The following is a 17,723-nucleotide window of genomic DNA, read 5'->3' as shown; positions in this document are numbered from 1 at the left end:
ATGAATTCATACGTTTTAACCTTTACCATTGGACCCGTGCAGGGCTTTATTGCCTCTGCCAGACGCAGTCGTGATTTGTGGGCGGGGTCGTGGCTGTTGTCGGAATTGGCAAAAGCGGTGGCAAAAAATTTGCACGACAAAGGTGCAGAATTGATTTTCCCTTATGTGGAAAATCCCGATGATTTGCAGCCTGAAAGCGAATTTTCTGTTGGCAACAAAATTCAGGTGGTGGTTCAAGCCGAAAATGCAGCGCAATTAACTGAAATTGCCAATCAAGCCAAAGCGGCTACCAATGCTCATTTCATTCAGATTGCCGATAAGGTATGGGACAATTTGAGTCATTATCACAATGATTTACGCCAAGAAATTTGGGAAAAGCAAAAAAATGATTATGTGGAAGTGCAATATGCGTGGGCGCGTATTTCAAATGATAATGGCGATAACAAGGCGTATTTGAACGCCAGCCAAAAAGCCGCACAATTATTGGCAGCACGCAAAGCCACACGCGATTTTACGCAACAAACTGGCGATTTTCTGCCCAAATCATCATTGGACGGTGCGCGTGAAACCGTATTGCTTGAAGAAAAAAACATCAGCAAAACTTTGCGTAACAAACTGGGTTTAAGCCAATCGGAACAGTTGGATTGTGTTGGTGTGGTTAAGCGTTTGTGTGGCACGCCTGAACAATTTACGCCCATTACGCGCGTGGCGGCAGATGATTGGCTTAATGAAATCAAAGTACATGAAAATTTTGCTTTGGTAAAAAAAGCTTATAAATCATTGGTTGAGAGTGAGTTGGCAACCCGTGTTCTTGGCAACAAAGGGATTTACGATGATTTTCCGTATGACGCGCAATTTTGTTATTCATCGCGTTTGAATGCCGCATTGGTTAAGGCAGATGAAAAAACATATCGATTGTTGATTGATTTGCAGGCTGCTTTAAAACCAATTTGGCGCGAATTTGGCGAACCCTGCCCTTATTTTGCCATGCTTTTGGCAGATGGCGACCGCATGGGCGAATTGTTGGATAAAGCCGAAACCCAAGAAAATCATCAAGACATTAGCCAAAATTTGTCTGTATTTGCACAATTTGTTCCCAAAATCATGCGTGAAAATCGGGCGCAATACATTTACGCAGGGGGCGATGATGTGTTGGGTTTGGCTTCATTAAACAATGCCGTGAAAAGCGCGAAAATGCTGAAAGACCAATTTTCAGACAGTCTGAAAACCATTTCTGCTCAATTGGGCGCAGAAACCCCCACTTTATCGGTGGGTTTGGCGATTTGCCACATTCAAAATCCATTGGGCAATATTCGTTCGCTGGCAAAACGTGCCGAGAAAATTGCCAAAGGCGACAATGCCCCCCAACCACGCAATGCTTTGGGGATTACGCTGGCGGTTCGTTCTGGTTCAATTTCGGATATGCGTTGGCGTTGGGACGATAAAAAAGCGCAACGGTATTTTAAGTATTGGATTAAATGTTATAAATCCCATAAATTAAGCAGTCGTGTTGCATATGATTGTCGTGATATTTTTATGCGTACCGATTTTCCACCAAATGAGATGAATGAAAAAGAACAAGCCGATTTATTAGGGAAAATTCGTTTTGCGGAAATGAAAAGAATGTTGGACAAAGCACAAACATCACTGGGTAAGCCTTTGGATAAAATAACCAAAGCGATTTTGATGTGTCGTTTTGATGCTTTGAATGGGGATTTGAATGCTTTAGCAACTGAACTCATCATCGCACGTTGGCTCGCCGCCAAAACACAACGCGATTTAGGGAGAGAAAATGGCTAATCAATATTATTGGATAGACGCGCTTGCGCCTTTGGTGTTTCGCAGTGGTAAGCCGTTTGGGGCGCAGTCGGACACGGAAGACATTGTTTTTCCATTGCCTTCGGCGGCGGCTGGTTTGATGCGGACAATTTCGGCACAGCAGCAAGATGGTTTTACAGGCGAATTTGACAGCGGAAGTTTGAAACAAATTCGCAGCAATGGTTTGTTTTTGGCGCAAAAAGACGGTTCAGGCAGCCTGAAACTGTTTGCGCCCAAACCTGCCGATGCCATCTATTTGAAAAACAAAGCAACAAATCAAATAGAAATTATCCGCTTATCGCCAAAAGACATGAGCCACACCGATGATTGCGGTTGCGATTTACCCCATGCCGATTTGCAACCCGTGCAAATGGACGGTAATCAAAAAAAATCGCCAAGCGGCAAAACATTTTGGGCATTAGATGATTATTTAGCGTGGTTGAATGGCGAAAACATTTCGTTTGCGCAAGTGGATAAAAATGGTGCAACTTTGCCCGCGATTGAAGTCCGCACCCATGTGGCGATTGACGGCGAAACAGGCACAAGTCAAGACGGTTTGCTTTTCCAAACTGCCGCCTACGATTTTGCCAACCCCAAAAAAGACCACCACACAGGTTGGCACGACACACAAATGGGCTTTGTGATTGCCAGCGAATGCGTGTTGCAAAAGGACAATGATTTGGTACGCTTTGGCGGAGAGGGTCGTTTGTCGTATTTACAAAAAGTCGCATTGCCAGCAGACACTTTCAGGCTACCTGAAATCAACAGTCGCTACATCAAATTGACTTTGCTTACCCCAGCCATTTTTGCACAAGGTTGGTTGCCTAAATGGTTGAATGAAAATGATTTAATAGGCGAATTGCCCCACACTTCGTTGAAAGTCAAACTGAAAGCGGCGGCGGTGGAACGTTGGCAGCCTGTATCGGGTTGGGATTTGGCAAATCATCGCCCCAAACCCATGCGTAAAGCGGTGGCGGCTGGTGCAGTGTATTGGTTTGAAATTGAAGAAAATCAATCAATTAACATTGAATCTGAATTGAAAAAATTGGCATATCAGTCGGCTTGCGATGACGAACAAGACAAACGCGATGGTTTTGGCATTGTTGCCGTATCTGAGTGGAAAAATAATTTTTAAAATCAAGGAGTTGAAAGGATGAAAACACGTTTATTTCATTTACACGCATTATCGGCTTTACACGTTGGTACAGGTCAAGGTGTGGGTGCGGTGGATTTACCGATTGCGCGTTCGCGTGCGACCAATTTGCCGATTGTGGCAGGCTCGGCGATTAAAGGCGTGTTGCGCGATGAATTTGAAAATGAAAAATCGCCAAATAAATTAAAAACATCAGATATTAAAACCTTATTTGGTGCATCTGCAAATGATGAAAATCAAAATGCGGGCGCTGTGGCATTTGGCGATGCGCATTTATTGCTTTTGCCTGTGCGTTCGTTTGCAGGTACGGTGGCGTATGCGACTTGCCCATTTATTTTGAAGCGTTATCAACGTGATTTGCAAAATACAGGAGATGACAATATTCCAAAATTGCCACAACCAAGCAAAGATGCACAAACCGTTTCAGACAGCCAGATTTTAATTGACGGCAACAAAATCGCTTTGGAAGATTTGGACATGAATGCAAAAGTGGATAAGTTGGCAGAAGAATGGGCTGCAAAGATTGCGGAAGCCGTTTATCCCGATAATCAAGACAATTGGCGACAAGAATTAACCCAACGCTTTGTGATTTTGCCCGATGATGTGTTTTCATTTTTGGCTGATACGGCAACCGAAATCCGCACACGCATTAAAATTGACCGCGAAAAACGCATTGTAGATAAAGGTATGTTGTGGACGGAAGAAAATTTGCCTTGCGAAACTGTGCTGTGGGGCGTGTTTGGTGTGGCGGTTTCACGCGACAGAAAAAATCCTAAAACAGCAGATGAATTGAACCAATTGTTGCCTGAAAAAGAATTGCACATTCAATTGGGTGGCAAACACACGGTTGGACGTGGTTTGTGTCGTTTGTTAATTGGTCAATAAGGGGGCGATGATGAACAATATTCGTTCACAAAAAATGGCGCAGGCTGCCTATCCTTTGGTGGAAAAAATGCAGGCAACTCATTTAAAAGATGAGTATTTCAAAAATGAAGAATCCGATGAAAAAGCATTAAAAATGGCGCAATCTTTATCTGCCAAATATCGCACATTGGCACTAAATTTTCCAAGCATGATTTTGCAATCGGGTTTAAGTCAAACGATTGGTTTTTTATTGGCAAAAGGCAGCCTGAAAGAAAATGAACCAGCCGAAAATAAACACGATAAAGATAAAAGTAAAAAAACGAAAGTCAATGAGCATTTATTATTGTTGCGACATTTGGCTAAATTATTGAGCGATGAACAAAACAAATATGATGAAAACAGTCTGCATGAGAAAATTTTGCAAGCTGATTTAGCTGAATACCAATTATTGACGCGCAAGGCGTTAGATGCGAGTTCATGCTTGAAACGTTACACACAAGCCTTATTGGAAAGCGAAAAAGACAAAGGAAAAGCCAATGAGTGAAACCGCAAAAGATGTTGATTTAATGCGCCCAAGTTTGCAGGAAATCTTTTCAGGCAGCCTGAAAAATCCACACGCAGGTTTATTATTACAACGTGGTTTGAAAAAATACGATGCAGCCAGTGAAAAACCCACTAAATCAGATTTAATTAAAAAGATAAGCGCAATTCAGATTAGCACTGATGAGAAAAATCTGTATTACAAAGCCTATCAACGTTGGCAAAACATCACATCTGATGAGCAACGTTTTGCCGTTACTGCCGCCAAAATTGTGGGGCGGCTGTACACGGGTTTGAGCAGCGCAGGCGCATTGGAAACAGGCTTGACCACGCATCACACTTACGGCATGCTGATGTTGGCAGGTTCAAGTGTGAAAGGTGCAGTGGCAAGTTATGCCGAAAAAGTCGGGCTGCCTGAAAATGTCCGCCAAATTTTGTTTGGCGATGAAGACAATGCGGGTGCTGTGGTTTGGCACGATGCTTGGTGGATACCCAATGATAATAAGCCGTTTGTGGGCGAAATCATCACCACCCATCATCAAGATTACTACAATGGCAAACAAGAACACGCCGATGAAATGGAAAACCCCATTCCCAATCAACAAATTGCGTGTCAAGGCAGTTTCTATTTTGTAGTAGAATGCGATAACACGGCTTGGGCGAATTTTGCCAATCAGTTGCTGTTTGAAATGTTGCAAAATCAAGGCATGGGCAGCAAGACGGCTTCGGGGTATGGGTATTTTACCCTTGATGAATCCGAGCAAAATCGTTTCAATGCCCAACGCGAGGAACAAGCCAAAAAACGTGCAGAAGAAGAAACAGCAGCATTGGCAGCCATGCCAGAGCATGAGCGTTTGGTTGCAGAATGGCTGGAAACATTAGACGGCAAAAAATACACTGCCAGTGATACAGAAGGTTCAAAAAAATATGTTGCGTTTAAGTCTGCTTTGGAAAAAGCCCATGCTGATTTTGATTTGAAACAGCAAAAGTGGATTGCTGAAAAACTGGCGTTCAAATCAGTTTTACAGGCAAAGCAGCCCAAATGGTTTGAGGGGAAACGTGAAAAGGAAATCAAAGCATTGTTGGCAAAATTGCGTGGTGAAAAAAATAATAGCTGATAAATCCCCTTTCAGGCTGCTTTGGCATTTCAGGCAGCCTGAACATTCATTTCGCCAAGCCCGATTTTTAAATCAACAAATTCAGAGAGATAAAATATGACTAACCCCATTCCCCCCCACGAAAAAGCCAGCATTTTGGCAGAAGCCTTGCCCTATATTCGCCGCTTTGCGGGCTGTACGCTGGTCATCAAATATGGCGGCAACGCGATGACCGAACCGCATTTAAAAGAAGGCTTTGCCAAAGACATTGTTTTGCTGAAATTGGTGGGGATTAACCCCGTGATTGTGCATGGCGGTGGACCCCAAATCAATGAAATGCTGGAAAAAGTCGGCAAAGTGGGCGAATTTGTGCAAGGCATGCGCGTTACCGACGCCGAAACCATGAACATCGTGGAAATGGTGTTGGGCGGTCATGTGAACAAGGAAATTGTGTCGCTGCTGAATCAGCATGGCGGCAAAGCGATTGGCATGACGGGGCGCGACAGCCATTTTATCCGCGCCAAAAAATTGACCGTGGACACCCCCGAACAAAAAGGCGTGGACATCGGACAAGTGGGCGAAATTGACAGCATGGATTGCACGCTCATCAATCAGCTCACACAAAATGGCTACATTCCCGTGATTGCGCCCATTGGCGTGGGCGAAAATGGCGAGGCGTTCAACATCAATGCCGATTTGGTGGCAGGGCGTTTGGCGCAAGAATTGAATGCAGAAAAATTGGTGCTCATGACCAACATCACAGGCGTGATGGACAAACAAGGCAATTTGCTGACCAATTTAAGTCCAAGTAAAATCAATGCTTTGGTGGAAGATGGCACTTTGAGTGGCGGCATGTTGCCCAAAATTTCATCGGCTTTGGAAGCGGCACAAAATGGCGTGAAAGCGGTTCACATCATTGACGGTCGCGTACCCAATGTGCTGTTGCTGGAAATCTTTACCGATAGCGGCATTGGCACGATGATTTTGGGCGAATGATTTTTGATGTTGAAATGGGTTTTCAGGCAGCTTTTGATGATGAAAAGGCTGTCTGAAAACCTTTTTTAACGTAAAATCGCGTTTTGCATAAAGGAAAAGTATGTTTAAAACCGCCAAACAATTCACATTTGACATGGCACACATGCTGGACGGTCATGACGGCAAATGCCAAAATTTGCACGGACATACCTATGTTTTGCAAGTGGAAGTTTCAGGCAGCCTGCACGAAACAGGCGCAAAAAAAGGCATGGTCATGGATTTTGCCGATTTGAAAGACATTGTCAAAACACATATTTTGGACAAAATGGACCACGCCTTCATTTACGACAACACCAATGAACGCGAAACACAAGTGGCTGATTTATTAAATAAACTGGATTCCAAAACCTATGGCATTGCCAGCCGTACCACCGCCGAAGAAATGGCACGACACATATTTACCGTGTTGAAAACACAAGCAGATTTGCCCGTGAGCCTGATTCGTTTGTGGGAAACCCCATCATCGTATTGCGAGTATGCCGAATGAGCGAACCAACTTACCGCATTGTGGAAATTTTTGAAACATTACAAGGCGAAGGCTACAACACAGGTATGCCCAGCGTGTTCATTCGTTTTGGTAAATGCAATTTGGCTTGCCATTGGTGCGACACCAATTACAATGAATTTGGTTTCATGAGCTTATCGCAAATCATGCAAAAAGTTCATCAATTTGCGGCACGAAACATCATCATCACAGGCGGCGAACCCACCATACAGCCCCAAATTGAAATTTTGTTAAATCAATTAAAATCAGAGTCTTACTTTATTGCCATAGAAACCAATGGCTTGAAAGATGTGCCAGCGCAAATTGATTATGTTGCCACCAGCCCCAAGCGTTTGTATGCCCAAGCCTATGAAAAACGCTGCCTGAAACGCGCCGATGAAGTCCGCATTGTGGTTGATGGCGATGATGTGTTTGATTTTTGTGAACAAATTGAGCAAAAAATTCAATCGCCACGTTATTATTTGTCGCCATGCGAACACCATGGCGAAATGAATGTGTTGCAAACCATTGCTTTATTGGGCAAATTGAATGCGCGTGTGGCAAAACCACATTGGCAATTAAGTATTCAAACACATAAATTATGCGGTATTGATTAGTTATTGAGATGAATGAATCATGTTGGTATTGGGAATAGAAACATCATGCGATGAAACAGGTGTCGCATTATACGATACGGAAAAAGGCTTAATTGCCAATCAGTTACACACGCAAATGGCTTTGCACGCTGAATACGGTGGCGTTGTCCCAGAATTGGCGAGCCGCGACCACATTCGCAGATTGGTGCCGCTCACGCAGGCAGCCTTCAATGAAGCGGGCGTACAATATGCCGATATTGACGCGATTGCCTACACGCAAGGACCGGGTTTGGGGGGCGCATTGTTGGCTGGTGCGGCTTATGCCAATGCTTTGGCGTTTGCGCTCAACAAGCCGATTTTGCCTGTTCATCATTTGGAAGGGCATTTGCTTTCGCCGCTTTTGGCTGATGAGCCGCCTGAATTTCCCTTTGTTGCGTTGCTGGTGTCGGGGGGGCATACGCAATTTATGGCGGTGCGTGGCGTGGGCGATTATGAATTGTTGGGCGAAACCGTTGATGATGCGGCTGGCGAAGCATTTGATAAAACAGGAAAATTATTGGGTTTGCCCTACCCCGCAGGGGCGATTTTGTCGCAATATGCGAAATTGGGGCAGCCTGAAACCTTCCATTTTCCGCGCCCCATGTTGCACAGCGCTGATTTGCAAATGAGTTTTTCGGGATTGAAAACCGCCGTTTTGACAGCTGTGGAAAAAACACGCGCAGAATTGGGCTTGTCGCCACACGATACGCTGCCTGAAACGGTTCGCAACGACATTTGCCGCGCATTTCAAGACGCGGTGGTGGACGTGCTGGTGGCAAAATCGCAACGTGCTTTGTTGCAAACGGGTTTTCGCACTTTGGTGGTGGCAGGCGGTGTGGGTGCGAATTGGAAATTGCGTGAAATTTTGTCGCATTTGCAGGTTCAGGCAGCACCCAAATCGCCGCGTGAAAATGTGAAAACGCATTTCCCGCCCCTGCCTTTGTGTACCGACAATGGCGCGATGATGGCGTTTGCAGGCGCAATGCGTTTGCAGCATGGCGTGCAAGTGGCTGAACCATCAGGTCAATTTGATGTGAAACCGCGTTGGTCTTTGCGCGAAATTGTGCGCGATGGTGTTCAGGCAGCCTGAAAATGGGGAATGGGATTGAATGAAATTCAAAATTGTTCATCAAACGGTGCAATGCGTGCCAAGCGAAAAACCTCAAACATTGCACCAAATCCAACTGTCTCATGATGTTGATTTGTATTATGTTGTACCCAGATTTAAGCGTGGTCGCTCCAAAAATCAAGTTGCTGTGTTGGGGGACAATTGCCCCTTTTTATATGGTTTAAAACAACTGGACGGTTTATCGGTTGAACCGCAATTTCGGGCAATGTTTTACGAAATTGCCACCCAAAGTGTTCGGCAGCATTTTCAAAATCATTTGCCATTTGATTATTTGGTTTTGTTGCCATCATCACACCGCATCTGCCAAGATTGGGTGGCACAATTTGATTATGATGTACCTGTTTTGAATCACATTTTTAGAAAAAAGCATGTTGGCGAAATTCAAGAAGAAATGAATTTTCTTTATCAAAATGGTAAGGTAAATCAAAAAATTCATGAAATCATTACGCAAAAATGTGGCGCAGCGCAAGACATTTTTTCATTGAAACACATACCTGTGGCATATCGGCGTTGGGTGCAGCCGTTTGCATTGAATCAGCAGGAAAATCCTGATTTATCAGGAAAACGCATTTTGTTGGTTGATGACATTTGTTCCAGTGGCAGCAGTTTGTTACAGGCTGCCGATTTGTTGAAACAGGTTTATTGCGTTCAACAAATTGCGGCTTTAACCCTTTTTGGCAAAGTGCCAGCATGATGATTGACAATGTGGGCATACACTTATAAAATTCAATTACTAAGCAAATGTCTCCTTAGTAAATGTTGTTGTTGATTTAGAGACCCGCAATACAAATGTTTTTTAGCAGGCGCGGCTGTTAAAACGATGAGCGATGATTTCTATGGAATCATCGCTCTCCTGTTAAGAAAAGGCATGATTTGATTTCAGGCAGCCTGAAAATCACAAAATTGAAAGAAAACAAATGATTAGCAAACTGACCTTTGGCTTATTTTCCAAAGAAGACAGCAAAAATTTCATGCGCTTGATGAAATACGTTAGCCCATTCAAATGGCGCATTGGTTTTGCGCTGTTGGCGATTATGGGCGTGGCGTTTACCGAAAGTTATTTGGCGGCATTTATCGCGCCGCTTGTGAATCAGGGCTTTGCGCCCCCTAGCGAACCCCCCGTTCTGCAAGACCCCGAAAGCATGGTCGCCATTTTGACGAATTGGAAAGACCAATTCATGTATCTGATTTGGGGTACGCCCGATAAAGTGTGGGTTGTTCCCATTTTCTTTATGAGTTTGGTGATTTTGCGTGGCGTGTGCCGTTTTGCCAGCAGTTATTTGTTGTCGTGGGTGTCGGTGGTGGCGATTAGCCATTTGCGCCGCGATATGTTTCAAAAAATGCTTTTATTGTCATCAAAATACCACCAAGACAATCCATCTGGTACGGTGTTGATGAACATCGTGCAAATGGCAGAAAGTGCCATCAGCAATGCCAGCAATGTGTTCATCACACTCACGCGCGATACGATGATTGTGTTGGGTTTGGTGGGCGTGTTGCTGTATTTAAACTGGCAGTTGAGCTTGGTGGTTTTGTTGATGTTTCCTGTGTTGTCCATGTTGTCGCGTTATTATCGCAATCGTTTGAAAAAAATCATTGCCAGCGCACAGTTGAGCATAGGCTCGCTCAACAACACGGTGAATGAAATTCATCAAGGTCATCGCGTGGTCAAAATGTTTGGCGGACACGCTTTGGCAGAAAAACGTTTTGCCGATGTGAACAGCACGCTGGTTCGCCTGAATAAAAAATTGACCCAAGCCTCATCAGCGCGTTCGCCGTTCAGCGAATTGATTGCGTCTGTGGCTTTGGCGATTGTGATTTTTATTGCGCTGTGGCAGAGCCAAAATGGGGTAACAACCATAGGCGAATTTATGGCATTTATCGTGGCGATGTTGCAAATGTTAAGCCCAATCAAAAACTTGGCAAACATCAGCATTCCCATGCAAGCCATGTTTTTGGCTTCGGACAGCGTGTGTGCTTTTTTGGACGAACCTGTGGAAAAAAACACGGGTCATGTTTTGCTGGACAAAAAACAGGTTTCAGGCAGCCTGAAATTGGCAAACGTGAGCGTAGAATACCAAAAAGACAAAGGCAAAGCCTTGGACAATGTGAATTTGGACATTCGTTCGGGCGAAAAAGTGGCGTTGGTGGGGCGTTCAGGCAGCGGCAAAACCACGCTGGTCAATTTGCTGCCGCGTTTTGTGGAACCCAGTTCAGGCAGCATCAGTTTGGACGGCGTGAACATTGAAGACATGGAATTGCACAATTTACGCAGCCACATTGCGCTGGTTTCTCAAGACACGTTTTTGTTTGACGACACTTTACTGGAAAACGTGCGTTACAGCCGCCCCAATGCCAGCGAAGAAGAAGTGTTGGCAGCCTTAAAATCCGCCAATTTATTGGAAATGGTGGCAAAATCGCCAGAGGGTTTGCAGCAAAGAATCGGTTTAAATGGCGGTTTGTTGTCGGGTGGGCAACGCCAGCGCGTTTCCATTGCCCGCGCCATTTTGAAAGACGCGCCCATTTTGTTGCTGGACGAAGCCACCAGCGCATTGGACAATGAATCAGAACGCTTGGTGCAACAGGCTTTGGAAAACCTCATGCGTGGGCGCACCAGCATTATTGTTGCCCATCGTTTAAGCACGATTGAGCAAGCCGACCGCATTATCGTGATGGACGAAGGCAAAATTGTGGAGCAGGGCTCACACCGTGAATTGTTGGCGGCAAATGGGTATTATGCCAAATTGCGGAGTTTGGGGAATGTGAATGCTTGATTTCAGGCTGTGGCTTTTTTCTTTTATGTGATGATTTTTATTTAAGGAAATGAAGATGTTATCTGTTGGTATTGTGATGCGCACCAAAAACCGTGCCGTATTGTTGAAACGCGCTTTGGAAAGTGTGTTGAACCAAACTTATCCACATTGGCAATTGGTGGTGGTGAATGATGGCGGCGAACCTGAAATGGTGGATAAATTGCTGGCACTTCACCAAAACAAATGGCAGGGACGCTTGACCGTGATTCACAATCCCAAATCGGTGGGCATGGAAGCGGCGAGCAATTTGGGTTTGGGCAAGCTGGATACCGATTTGGCGGTGATTCACGATGATGACGACAGTTGGTCGCCCGACTTTTTGTTGCGTATGAGCCAAACTTATGTGAAACAAAAGCAGGTGTTTCCAAATGTTGGTGGTGTTATTTGTCATATCAATCGGGTTTTGGAAGTAGTAGAAAATAACATTGTTCGTATTGAAAAATCAGAAGATTTTAATCAATGGGCAAATGAAGGATTTATGCCATTAAAATTTTTACTTCATCAAAATCAATTTCCGCCAATTGGTTTTGTATTTGAATTACCTATGTGTAAACAATTAGGTATGTATGATGAAGTATTGCCTGTATTGGGTGATTGGGATTTCCATTTGCGTTTTGCATTGGAACGTGATATTTGGGTTTTGCCTGAAACATTGGCATTTTATCATCATCGTTTAAATGCTACAGGCAGTTTGGGTAATAGTGTAATTGCAGGTGAAAAGAAACATCATTTGTATCGCATTTATTTAGAAAATAAATGGTTGCGTGAAGATTTAAAAACAGGAAAATTTGGTATTGGTGCAATGGTAACATTAACAGGATTAGCTCATAAATAACCTTTGGATTGAATGTTATGAATAAAGAAAACACACAACAAAACAAAACCATCAATCATTTCAACACCATCAGCTTTGATATTTTTGATACGCTGGTACACCGCTTAACTTATGCCCCCACCGATGTGTTTGACGCGGTACGCAGTGCTTTGATGCACACCGAATTGGCATTGTTGCAGCCTGAATTGATTGACAATTTTCCCCATTTGCGCCGATTGAGCGAACAACAAGCGCGTGAACGCCGTGTTAAAGATTTTGGTGGCGATGCCGAAATCACGTTTGATGAAATTTATGATGAACTGGCGCTGTTGCACCCCATTGATGATGCCACGCGCACCCTGTTGCAAAACAAAGAATTGGATTTGGAACGCCTGTTTTTGTATCAAAGCCAAGACGGTTTTGCCAAATACAGCGAAGCCATTGCCCAAAATAAGCAGGTTTTGTTTATTTCCGATATGTATTTGCCGCAGGATTTTTTGATTGATGTTTTGCAAAAGCTGGGTTTTCAGGCAGCCAACGCCGATACGGTTTTTGTGTCGGGCGATTACCGTTGCAATAAGCATGGCGGCAAATTGTATCAGTTGGTGCAAAAGAAATTGAATTTGAGTTTGTCCAGTTGGTTGCATTTTGGCGACAATCTTCATGCCGATGTGCAAGCGGCACAAAAAGTGGGTTTGTCATCGCAACATGCCACTTGGTCAAAAGTACACAATGTGCCACGCACTTTGCCGCGCATTGCCGATGTGCTGCCTGAATCCATTGTGGCAGGCATCAAATTGCCGCAACACCGCGCCATTTACCAGCCTGAAAATGATTACCAAAAAATCGGCTATGAAATATTTGGTACTTTGCTGTTTGGTTTTTACGTTTGGCTCAACCGAAAATTGCAGGCATTTGAACCCGATAAAATTCTGTTTTTTGCCCGCGATGCGTATTTGATTGAAAAAATTCATCAAATCATTCAGCCCAATTCGCCTTATCCCAGTGAATATGTGTATTTATCGCGCAAATCGGTGTATCCATTGAGTTTGGTGGATTTTCCTTTGCAGCGTTTGCATTTTTTGATTGGTGGCAAATCGCGCCGCAGCCTGAAAAACATTGCCGATGCCTATCACATTGATGTGCATCATCATGCGCTGACCATGAACCAATGCGGTCTCAACCCCGATAGCATCATCACACCTGAAAATTATGGGGCGTTTTTCCAATTTTTTTCCACTTGTTTTCAAGAAATCAATGCACAAAGTTGCCGTTTGCGTGATGAATTTGCGCCATATTTTACCAATATGATTCAAAACCATAAAAAAATTGCGGTGATTGACATTGGTTGGTCGGGCAACATTCAGGCAGCCGTGTCGCGCATCATCATGCCATATAAGCAAGATGTTGAATTATCGGGATTTTATTTGGGTCTTTTCCCCGAGGCAGGTTTAAACATTCGTGAAAATTGCAGCATGGCAGGCTATTTTCATCATTTGAACGACCGCCCAGAATACAATCAACTGATTTCAACAGGCGGTGCAGAATTATTGGAATTTGTTTTGACTTCGCCAGATGGTTCCACCATTGCTTATGAAAAAGATGAAACAGGCAAAATTGTGCCGATTTTTGAAAAGAAAGACAAAAACGAACAAGATTATGAACGCAAAGCTTTGGAAGTTCAAAAAGGCGTGTTGGCATTTGCCAAAGATTATGCGTTTTTGTGCCAACATTTTCCGCTTGAAGCTTTGGACAGCCTCAAATGGGCAGACCCATTTTGCGAATTGGTACGCAACCCCACACGCGAACAAATTGCATTATTGGCAGATTTAACCCATTCCGATACAGGCAGCAACACCAATCGTGAAGTGTTGGCAGAAAAAATGTCGTGGTTTGATATTGTGTTCCGCACCAAAAAATACCGTACCAGCTACGATAAAGCCTTTTGGAAAAAAGCGTTTTACTATCGCAACAACCGTGCACCGTGGAAATATCGCGGTTAAGGGGGAAACAAGATGGCTGCTCAATACACCGTTTTTGGCAACCCCATTGCCCACAGTAAATCGCCGCAAATCCACACCCTGTTTGCGGCACAGCAGGGCGCGACCATTTGGTATGAACGCATTTTGGTGGAAAATTCGCCCCAGCATTTTCAGGCAGCCGTGCGGCAATTTTTCGCGCAAGGCGGCTTGGGGGCGAATGTTACCGTGCCATTTAAACAATATGCGTTTGATTTAGCAGATGAATTATCGCAACGCGCCCAAGCAGCAGGTGCAGTAAACACCCTGATTTTGCTGCCTGAAAACCGCATTCGTGGCGACAACACCGATGGTGTGGGTTTGGTGCATGATATTCAGCACAATTTGACATTTTCTTTGCAAAACAAAAAGGTGCTGATTATCGGTGCAGGTGGCGCAACGCGCGGAGTGATTTTGCCGATTGCCGAGCAAAATCCCGCCAGCATAACCGTTGCCAATCGCACCCACAGCAAAGCCATTGAATTGGCAAAACAATTTGGCATTCAGGCAGCCGAATTTGCCGATTTGCAGCAATACGACATCATCATCAATGCCACATCAAGCGGTTTGCAAGGCGATGTGCCAGATGTGCCAGCGCGTGTGTTTGCAGGCTGCCAGTTGGCTTACGATATGCTTTATGCCGCCCAGCCCACGCCATTTATGCAATTTGCCCAGCAAAATGGTGCGGCGCAAACGGCTGATGGCTTGGGTATGCTGGTGTGTCAAGCTGCCTATGCTTTTGAATTGTGGCGCGATTTTGTACCTGAAACCGCCAGCGTCATCGCCCAAATGCGCGAAAACATGAATGCCTAAAACAAAGCAGCCTGAAAACATTTTCAGGCTGCTTTTTGGTTTTTATGCGTTATTTCGCTTCAAAATCACACGCAATTTCCGTGTATTTTCAGCCACATCTGCCACAGGAAAATCCGCCGATTTGTCGCCAAAATACGAGATTGTCGGCAAATGTCGCAGAAAATCGTCCACATCTTGCGCCGTGAGAAAACGCCCATGCAAATCCCAACCCACATTCAACACGCGCCCACGCAAAGTCGCCACGCGGTCGTGAATGTGTCCGTGCAGATGATACCAACCTTTGTGGCAACCGTCCCATTCCAAAATCGGATAATGGAATAAAATCAAAGTGTTTTTGATTTCAGGCAGCCTTAATTGCAAATAATCTTGCGCGGACGACAACATCGGCAAACCGTCATGTTTCGTTTGATTGAGCAGGCGGTCAATGTGCTGGCGGATTTGCCCGTCATGGTTGCCGTAAATCAAGTGGTGCGTGCCGTTCAAACGAGATAATACGCGCTCTATCTGCTTGAAATCGTGCGCGAAAGACAAATCGCCCAAATTGTAAACCACATCTTCTGGCGACACGGTTTCGTTCCAACGCGCAATCAAAAATTCGTCCAATTCCGCCACATTGTGGGCGTTGGGGCGAAAAGTCGGGCAGAATTTCACAATGTTTTGATGTGAAAAATGCCAATCTGATGTAAAGAAAATTTTTGCCATTTCTATATCTTTCAATAAGTTAGTTTGTAGGGTGCAACTTGTTGCACCATTTGAATTTTGTGGTGTTTGGTGCAACAAGTTGGCACCCTACATCAAAATGTTTTCAGGCAGCCTTAAACCGAATTTTTCAAAAAATCCTGAATAAACGCGATTTTATCCAGCTCCGTCATTTCATTGAAAATCGCTTTATTTTCAGCAATATAATCCGCCAAAGGATAAAATTCCTCGTCCAAATTGCGCTTATCCAATTTGCGCCCCAAACTCGTCTCCGAACTGCGCCCAAACAATTTGGACACCAAATAATACGGCGATTTCAGCTTAAACAACATCGTTTCCGTTGCCGCGTCAAACACCATAAAGCCTTCGTGTTCCACCGTTTTCAGCAGCGATTTTAATTCGCCAAATTCAATATTTTCAATGGTTTGTGGGCGTTTTATATCAAATCGTGCCGCCACATCGTCCAGTTCGCGCTCACGCCATTGTCGCCCTGTTGCCACTTCAATCGCGCCAATCAGCGTTGCGCCAAAATCTTCGCGGATAATATGCACATCGCTCGGGTCGCAAACTTCAAACAAAAACGTGTGATTGGGGTACGCTACAAACAGATTTTCGTATTGAGCACAATGATTTTGCGTCATTTTGGCAAAATCGCTGTCCAGCGAACCTGTGGTGGAAAACAGCGTTTTGCCATCAAATGCCGCACCCAAACTGGGGTGGTTTTCAGGCAGCCTGACGTGGGTGCAGCAGCCCAAAAAACCGTTCACTTTCACCACCGCATTCACGCGATGATTATCCGCAATTTCAATCGGATATTTGCTGTTACGCGCCACACGTTCCGAATAATTGAACACTTTTTTGAATGGGCGAACAATGATTTTGCCAAATTTATCAATGATTAAACCACGCATTTCCAACAAAGCATCATCAAAACGGTTTTCGTAAAACACTTGGCGGCGGTATTTCAACACGCGCAATTCGGGGTAAAGGCGTGAAGTTTTTGCCGTGAAATTGCGTTGCCCATTTTGCAAATACCTTTGTGTAACAAAGGTTTGTTGCTCATCATCAAAATCCAAAGGCTGGCTGCGGAAAGTCGCCATTTCGTCCAAAATCGCCTGTTGCGCGGCAGAAATGGGGCGAGCGGCTGGCACATGAATTTCGCCTTTCACGCGATTTTCATTCAAACGTTGGTATGCCGCCAAAACTTCGTGTTCAGGCACATTGTGGGCATTGGGATAAAAATTGTGCAAGCGGTAAACTTCTGTTTCAAAATGATGTTTTTTTGCCAAATCCAGCAGCGCACGGCAAGCGTTGGCTTTTTGATTGGTGTTGGAATTGATGATTAAAATGTCGGCATGGCGGTGCTGTTGTCCGAATTTCAGCGCGTTTTTGAAAGTTGCCGCGCCTTTTTTCTGCGCTTTTTCAACGGCTTCGGGCGACCAACGATAAACGCCCTGTTCATCGGTCAATTCCTTATCGTTTTCAATGTGATGGATAATCGCTTGCGGATAATCACGTTGAAATTGTGCGATTTTTTCTAAGGCAAATGTGGATTTGCCTGAACCTTGATGTCCGCGTAAAAGTATGAATTTTTGCATGATTTTGTCTTTCTTTTTGGTTTCAGGCTGCCTGAAAATGTACAACCCATTTGTCCCCTCCCCCGTCTAAAACGGGGGAGGGCTAGGGTGGGGGAAAATCTTGGATAAACAATAATTTGTGCAACTCCACGAACCACCCCCACCCTAACCCTCCCCCGCCAGACGGGGGAGGGAATAGAGTTCAGGCAGACTGAAAAAATATTGTTCATAAAA

Annotated in this window: 16 protein-coding genes; 14 read left to right on the top strand and 2 right to left on the bottom strand. The window is 44.5% G+C overall.

Annotation, left to right across the window (positions count from 1 at the left end):
• The 14 genes from cas10 to aroE all read left to right on the top strand — a co-directional run bounded on the left by cas10 (position 1) and on the right by aroE (position 15,213).
• On the top strand, positions 1-1,800 hold the full coding sequence (gene cas10 / locus H3L97_RS10800) for a type III-B CRISPR-associated protein Cas10/Cmr2 (RefSeq protein WP_097114467.1): 1,800 nt from the start codon (positions 1-3) through the stop codon (positions 1,798-1,800).
• On the top strand, positions 1,793-2,953 hold the full coding sequence (locus tag H3L97_RS10795; RefSeq protein ID WP_097114466.1) for a type III-B CRISPR module-associated Cmr3 family protein: 1,161 nt from the start codon (positions 1,793-1,795) through the stop codon (positions 2,951-2,953). The genes cas10 and H3L97_RS10795 overlap by 8 nt, the downstream gene beginning before the upstream one ends.
• An 18-nt stretch (positions 2,954-2,971) precedes the next feature.
• Positions 2,972-3,856, top strand: coding sequence for a type III-B CRISPR module RAMP protein Cmr4 (gene cmr4 / locus H3L97_RS10790; protein ID WP_097114465.1), 885 nt, complete (start codon positions 2,972-2,974; stop codon positions 3,854-3,856).
• A gap of 7 nt (positions 3,857-3,863) precedes the next feature.
• The gene (gene cmr5, locus H3L97_RS10785) at positions 3,864-4,379 is read left to right on the top strand and encodes a type III-B CRISPR module-associated protein Cmr5 (protein WP_224446349.1); all 516 of its coding nucleotides are present in this window, start codon (positions 3,864-3,866) and stop codon (positions 4,377-4,379) included.
• Entirely contained in the window at positions 4,372-5,493 is a 1,122-nt protein-coding gene (gene cmr6 / locus H3L97_RS10780; RefSeq protein ID WP_097114463.1) for a type III-B CRISPR module RAMP protein Cmr6, read from the top strand. The genes cmr5 and cmr6 overlap by 8 nt, the downstream gene beginning before the upstream one ends.
• Before the next feature lie 96 nt (positions 5,494-5,589).
• The gene (gene argB, locus H3L97_RS10775; protein ID WP_097114462.1) at positions 5,590-6,468 is read left to right on the top strand and encodes an acetylglutamate kinase; all 879 of its coding nucleotides are present in this window, start codon (positions 5,590-5,592) and stop codon (positions 6,466-6,468) included.
• 100 nt (positions 6,469-6,568) lie between these two features.
• Positions 6,569-6,994: a 6-carboxytetrahydropterin synthase QueD gene (gene queD / locus H3L97_RS10770; protein WP_097114461.1), complete on the top strand. Its 426-nt coding sequence runs from the start codon at positions 6,569-6,571 to the stop codon at positions 6,992-6,994.
• On the top strand, positions 6,991-7,608 hold the full coding sequence (locus H3L97_RS10765) for a 7-carboxy-7-deazaguanine synthase QueE (protein ID WP_097114460.1): 618 nt from the start codon (positions 6,991-6,993) through the stop codon (positions 7,606-7,608). Before queD ends, H3L97_RS10765 begins: the two co-directional genes overlap by 4 nt.
• A 19-nt stretch (positions 7,609-7,627) precedes the next feature.
• Positions 7,628-8,716, top strand: a complete 1,089-nt coding sequence (gene tsaD, locus H3L97_RS10760) for a tRNA (adenosine(37)-N6)-threonylcarbamoyltransferase complex transferase subunit TsaD (RefSeq protein WP_097114459.1) — start codon at positions 7,628-7,630, stop codon at positions 8,714-8,716.
• A 19-nt stretch (positions 8,717-8,735) separates the two neighbouring features.
• A complete protein-coding gene (locus tag H3L97_RS10755) occupies positions 8,736-9,449 on the top strand; it encodes a phosphoribosyltransferase (protein WP_097114458.1) in 714 nt (237 codons plus the stop codon).
• A 223-nt stretch (positions 9,450-9,672) separates the two neighbouring features.
• Positions 9,673-11,529: a lipid A export permease/ATP-binding protein MsbA gene (gene msbA, locus H3L97_RS10750; protein WP_097114457.1), complete on the top strand. Its 1,857-nt coding sequence runs from the start codon at positions 9,673-9,675 to the stop codon at positions 11,527-11,529.
• A 55-nt stretch (positions 11,530-11,584) separates the two neighbouring features.
• Positions 11,585-12,403 carry a glycosyltransferase family 2 protein gene (locus H3L97_RS10745; RefSeq protein ID WP_179655843.1) on the top strand — a complete coding sequence of 273 codons (819 nt, stop codon included), beginning with the start codon at positions 11,585-11,587 and terminating at the stop codon, positions 12,401-12,403.
• Positions 12,404-12,420: 17 nt separating this feature from the next.
• Positions 12,421-14,385, top strand: coding sequence for an HAD family hydrolase (locus H3L97_RS10740; RefSeq protein ID WP_097114455.1), 1,965 nt, complete (start codon positions 12,421-12,423; stop codon positions 14,383-14,385).
• 12 nt (positions 14,386-14,397) lie between these two features.
• A complete protein-coding gene (gene aroE, locus H3L97_RS10735) occupies positions 14,398-15,213 on the top strand; it encodes a shikimate dehydrogenase (RefSeq protein WP_097114454.1) in 816 nt (271 codons plus the stop codon).
• A 42-nt stretch (positions 15,214-15,255) separates the two neighbouring features.
• Here aroE and H3L97_RS10730 read toward each other — a convergent pair whose 3' ends face one another.
• The gene (locus H3L97_RS10730) at positions 15,256-15,915 is read right to left on the bottom strand and encodes a phosphoesterase (RefSeq protein ID WP_097114453.1); all 660 of its coding nucleotides are present in this window, start codon (positions 15,913-15,915) and stop codon (positions 15,256-15,258) included.
• Between the two features lie 113 nt (positions 15,916-16,028).
• Positions 16,029-17,510, bottom strand: a complete 1,482-nt coding sequence (locus H3L97_RS10725; RefSeq protein ID WP_097114496.1) for an RNA ligase — start codon at positions 17,508-17,510, stop codon at positions 16,029-16,031.
• Between the last annotated feature and the right edge of the window lie 213 nt (positions 17,511-17,723).

The sequence above is a fragment of the Alysiella filiformis genome (genome assembly GCF_014054525.1).
Classification (GTDB): Bacteria; Pseudomonadota; Gammaproteobacteria; order Burkholderiales; family Neisseriaceae; genus Simonsiella; species Simonsiella filiformis.
The sequence above is the reverse complement of the archived record's forward strand: the minus strand, read 5'-3'. Positions and strand labels throughout refer to the sequence as shown.

Bases quoted from the DNA above. Each gene is read 5' to 3' on its own strand.
- cas10 (WP_097114467.1), top strand. From the start codon at position 1: ATGAATTCATACGTTTTAACCTTTACCATTGGACCCGTGCAGGGCTTT.
- H3L97_RS10795 (WP_097114466.1), top strand. From the start codon at position 1,793: ATGGCTAATCAATATTATTGGATAGACGCGCTTGCGCCTTTGGTGTTT.
- cmr4 (WP_097114465.1), top strand. From the start codon at position 2,972: ATGAAAACACGTTTATTTCATTTACACGCATTATCGGCTTTACACGTT.
- cmr5 (WP_224446349.1), top strand. From the start codon at position 3,864: ATGATGAACAATATTCGTTCACAAAAAATGGCGCAGGCTGCCTATCCT.
- cmr6 (WP_097114463.1), top strand. From the start codon at position 4,372: ATGAGTGAAACCGCAAAAGATGTTGATTTAATGCGCCCAAGTTTGCAG.
- argB (WP_097114462.1), top strand. From the start codon at position 5,590: ATGACTAACCCCATTCCCCCCCACGAAAAAGCCAGCATTTTGGCAGAA.
- queD (WP_097114461.1), top strand. From the start codon at position 6,569: ATGTTTAAAACCGCCAAACAATTCACATTTGACATGGCACACATGCTG.
- H3L97_RS10765 (WP_097114460.1), top strand. From the start codon at position 6,991: ATGAGCGAACCAACTTACCGCATTGTGGAAATTTTTGAAACATTACAA.
- tsaD (WP_097114459.1), top strand. From the start codon at position 7,628: ATGTTGGTATTGGGAATAGAAACATCATGCGATGAAACAGGTGTCGCA.
- H3L97_RS10755 (WP_097114458.1), top strand. From the start codon at position 8,736: ATGAAATTCAAAATTGTTCATCAAACGGTGCAATGCGTGCCAAGCGAA.
- msbA (WP_097114457.1), top strand. From the start codon at position 9,673: ATGATTAGCAAACTGACCTTTGGCTTATTTTCCAAAGAAGACAGCAAA.
- H3L97_RS10745 (WP_179655843.1), top strand. From the start codon at position 11,585: ATGTTATCTGTTGGTATTGTGATGCGCACCAAAAACCGTGCCGTATTG.
- H3L97_RS10740 (WP_097114455.1), top strand. From the start codon at position 12,421: ATGAATAAAGAAAACACACAACAAAACAAAACCATCAATCATTTCAAC.
- aroE (WP_097114454.1), top strand. From the start codon at position 14,398: ATGGCTGCTCAATACACCGTTTTTGGCAACCCCATTGCCCACAGTAAA.
- H3L97_RS10730 (WP_097114453.1), bottom strand. From the start codon at position 15,915: ATGGCAAAAATTTTCTTTACATCAGATTGGCATTTTTCACATCAAAAC.
- H3L97_RS10725 (WP_097114496.1), bottom strand. From the start codon at position 17,510: ATGCAAAAATTCATACTTTTACGCGGACATCAAGGTTCAGGCAAATCC.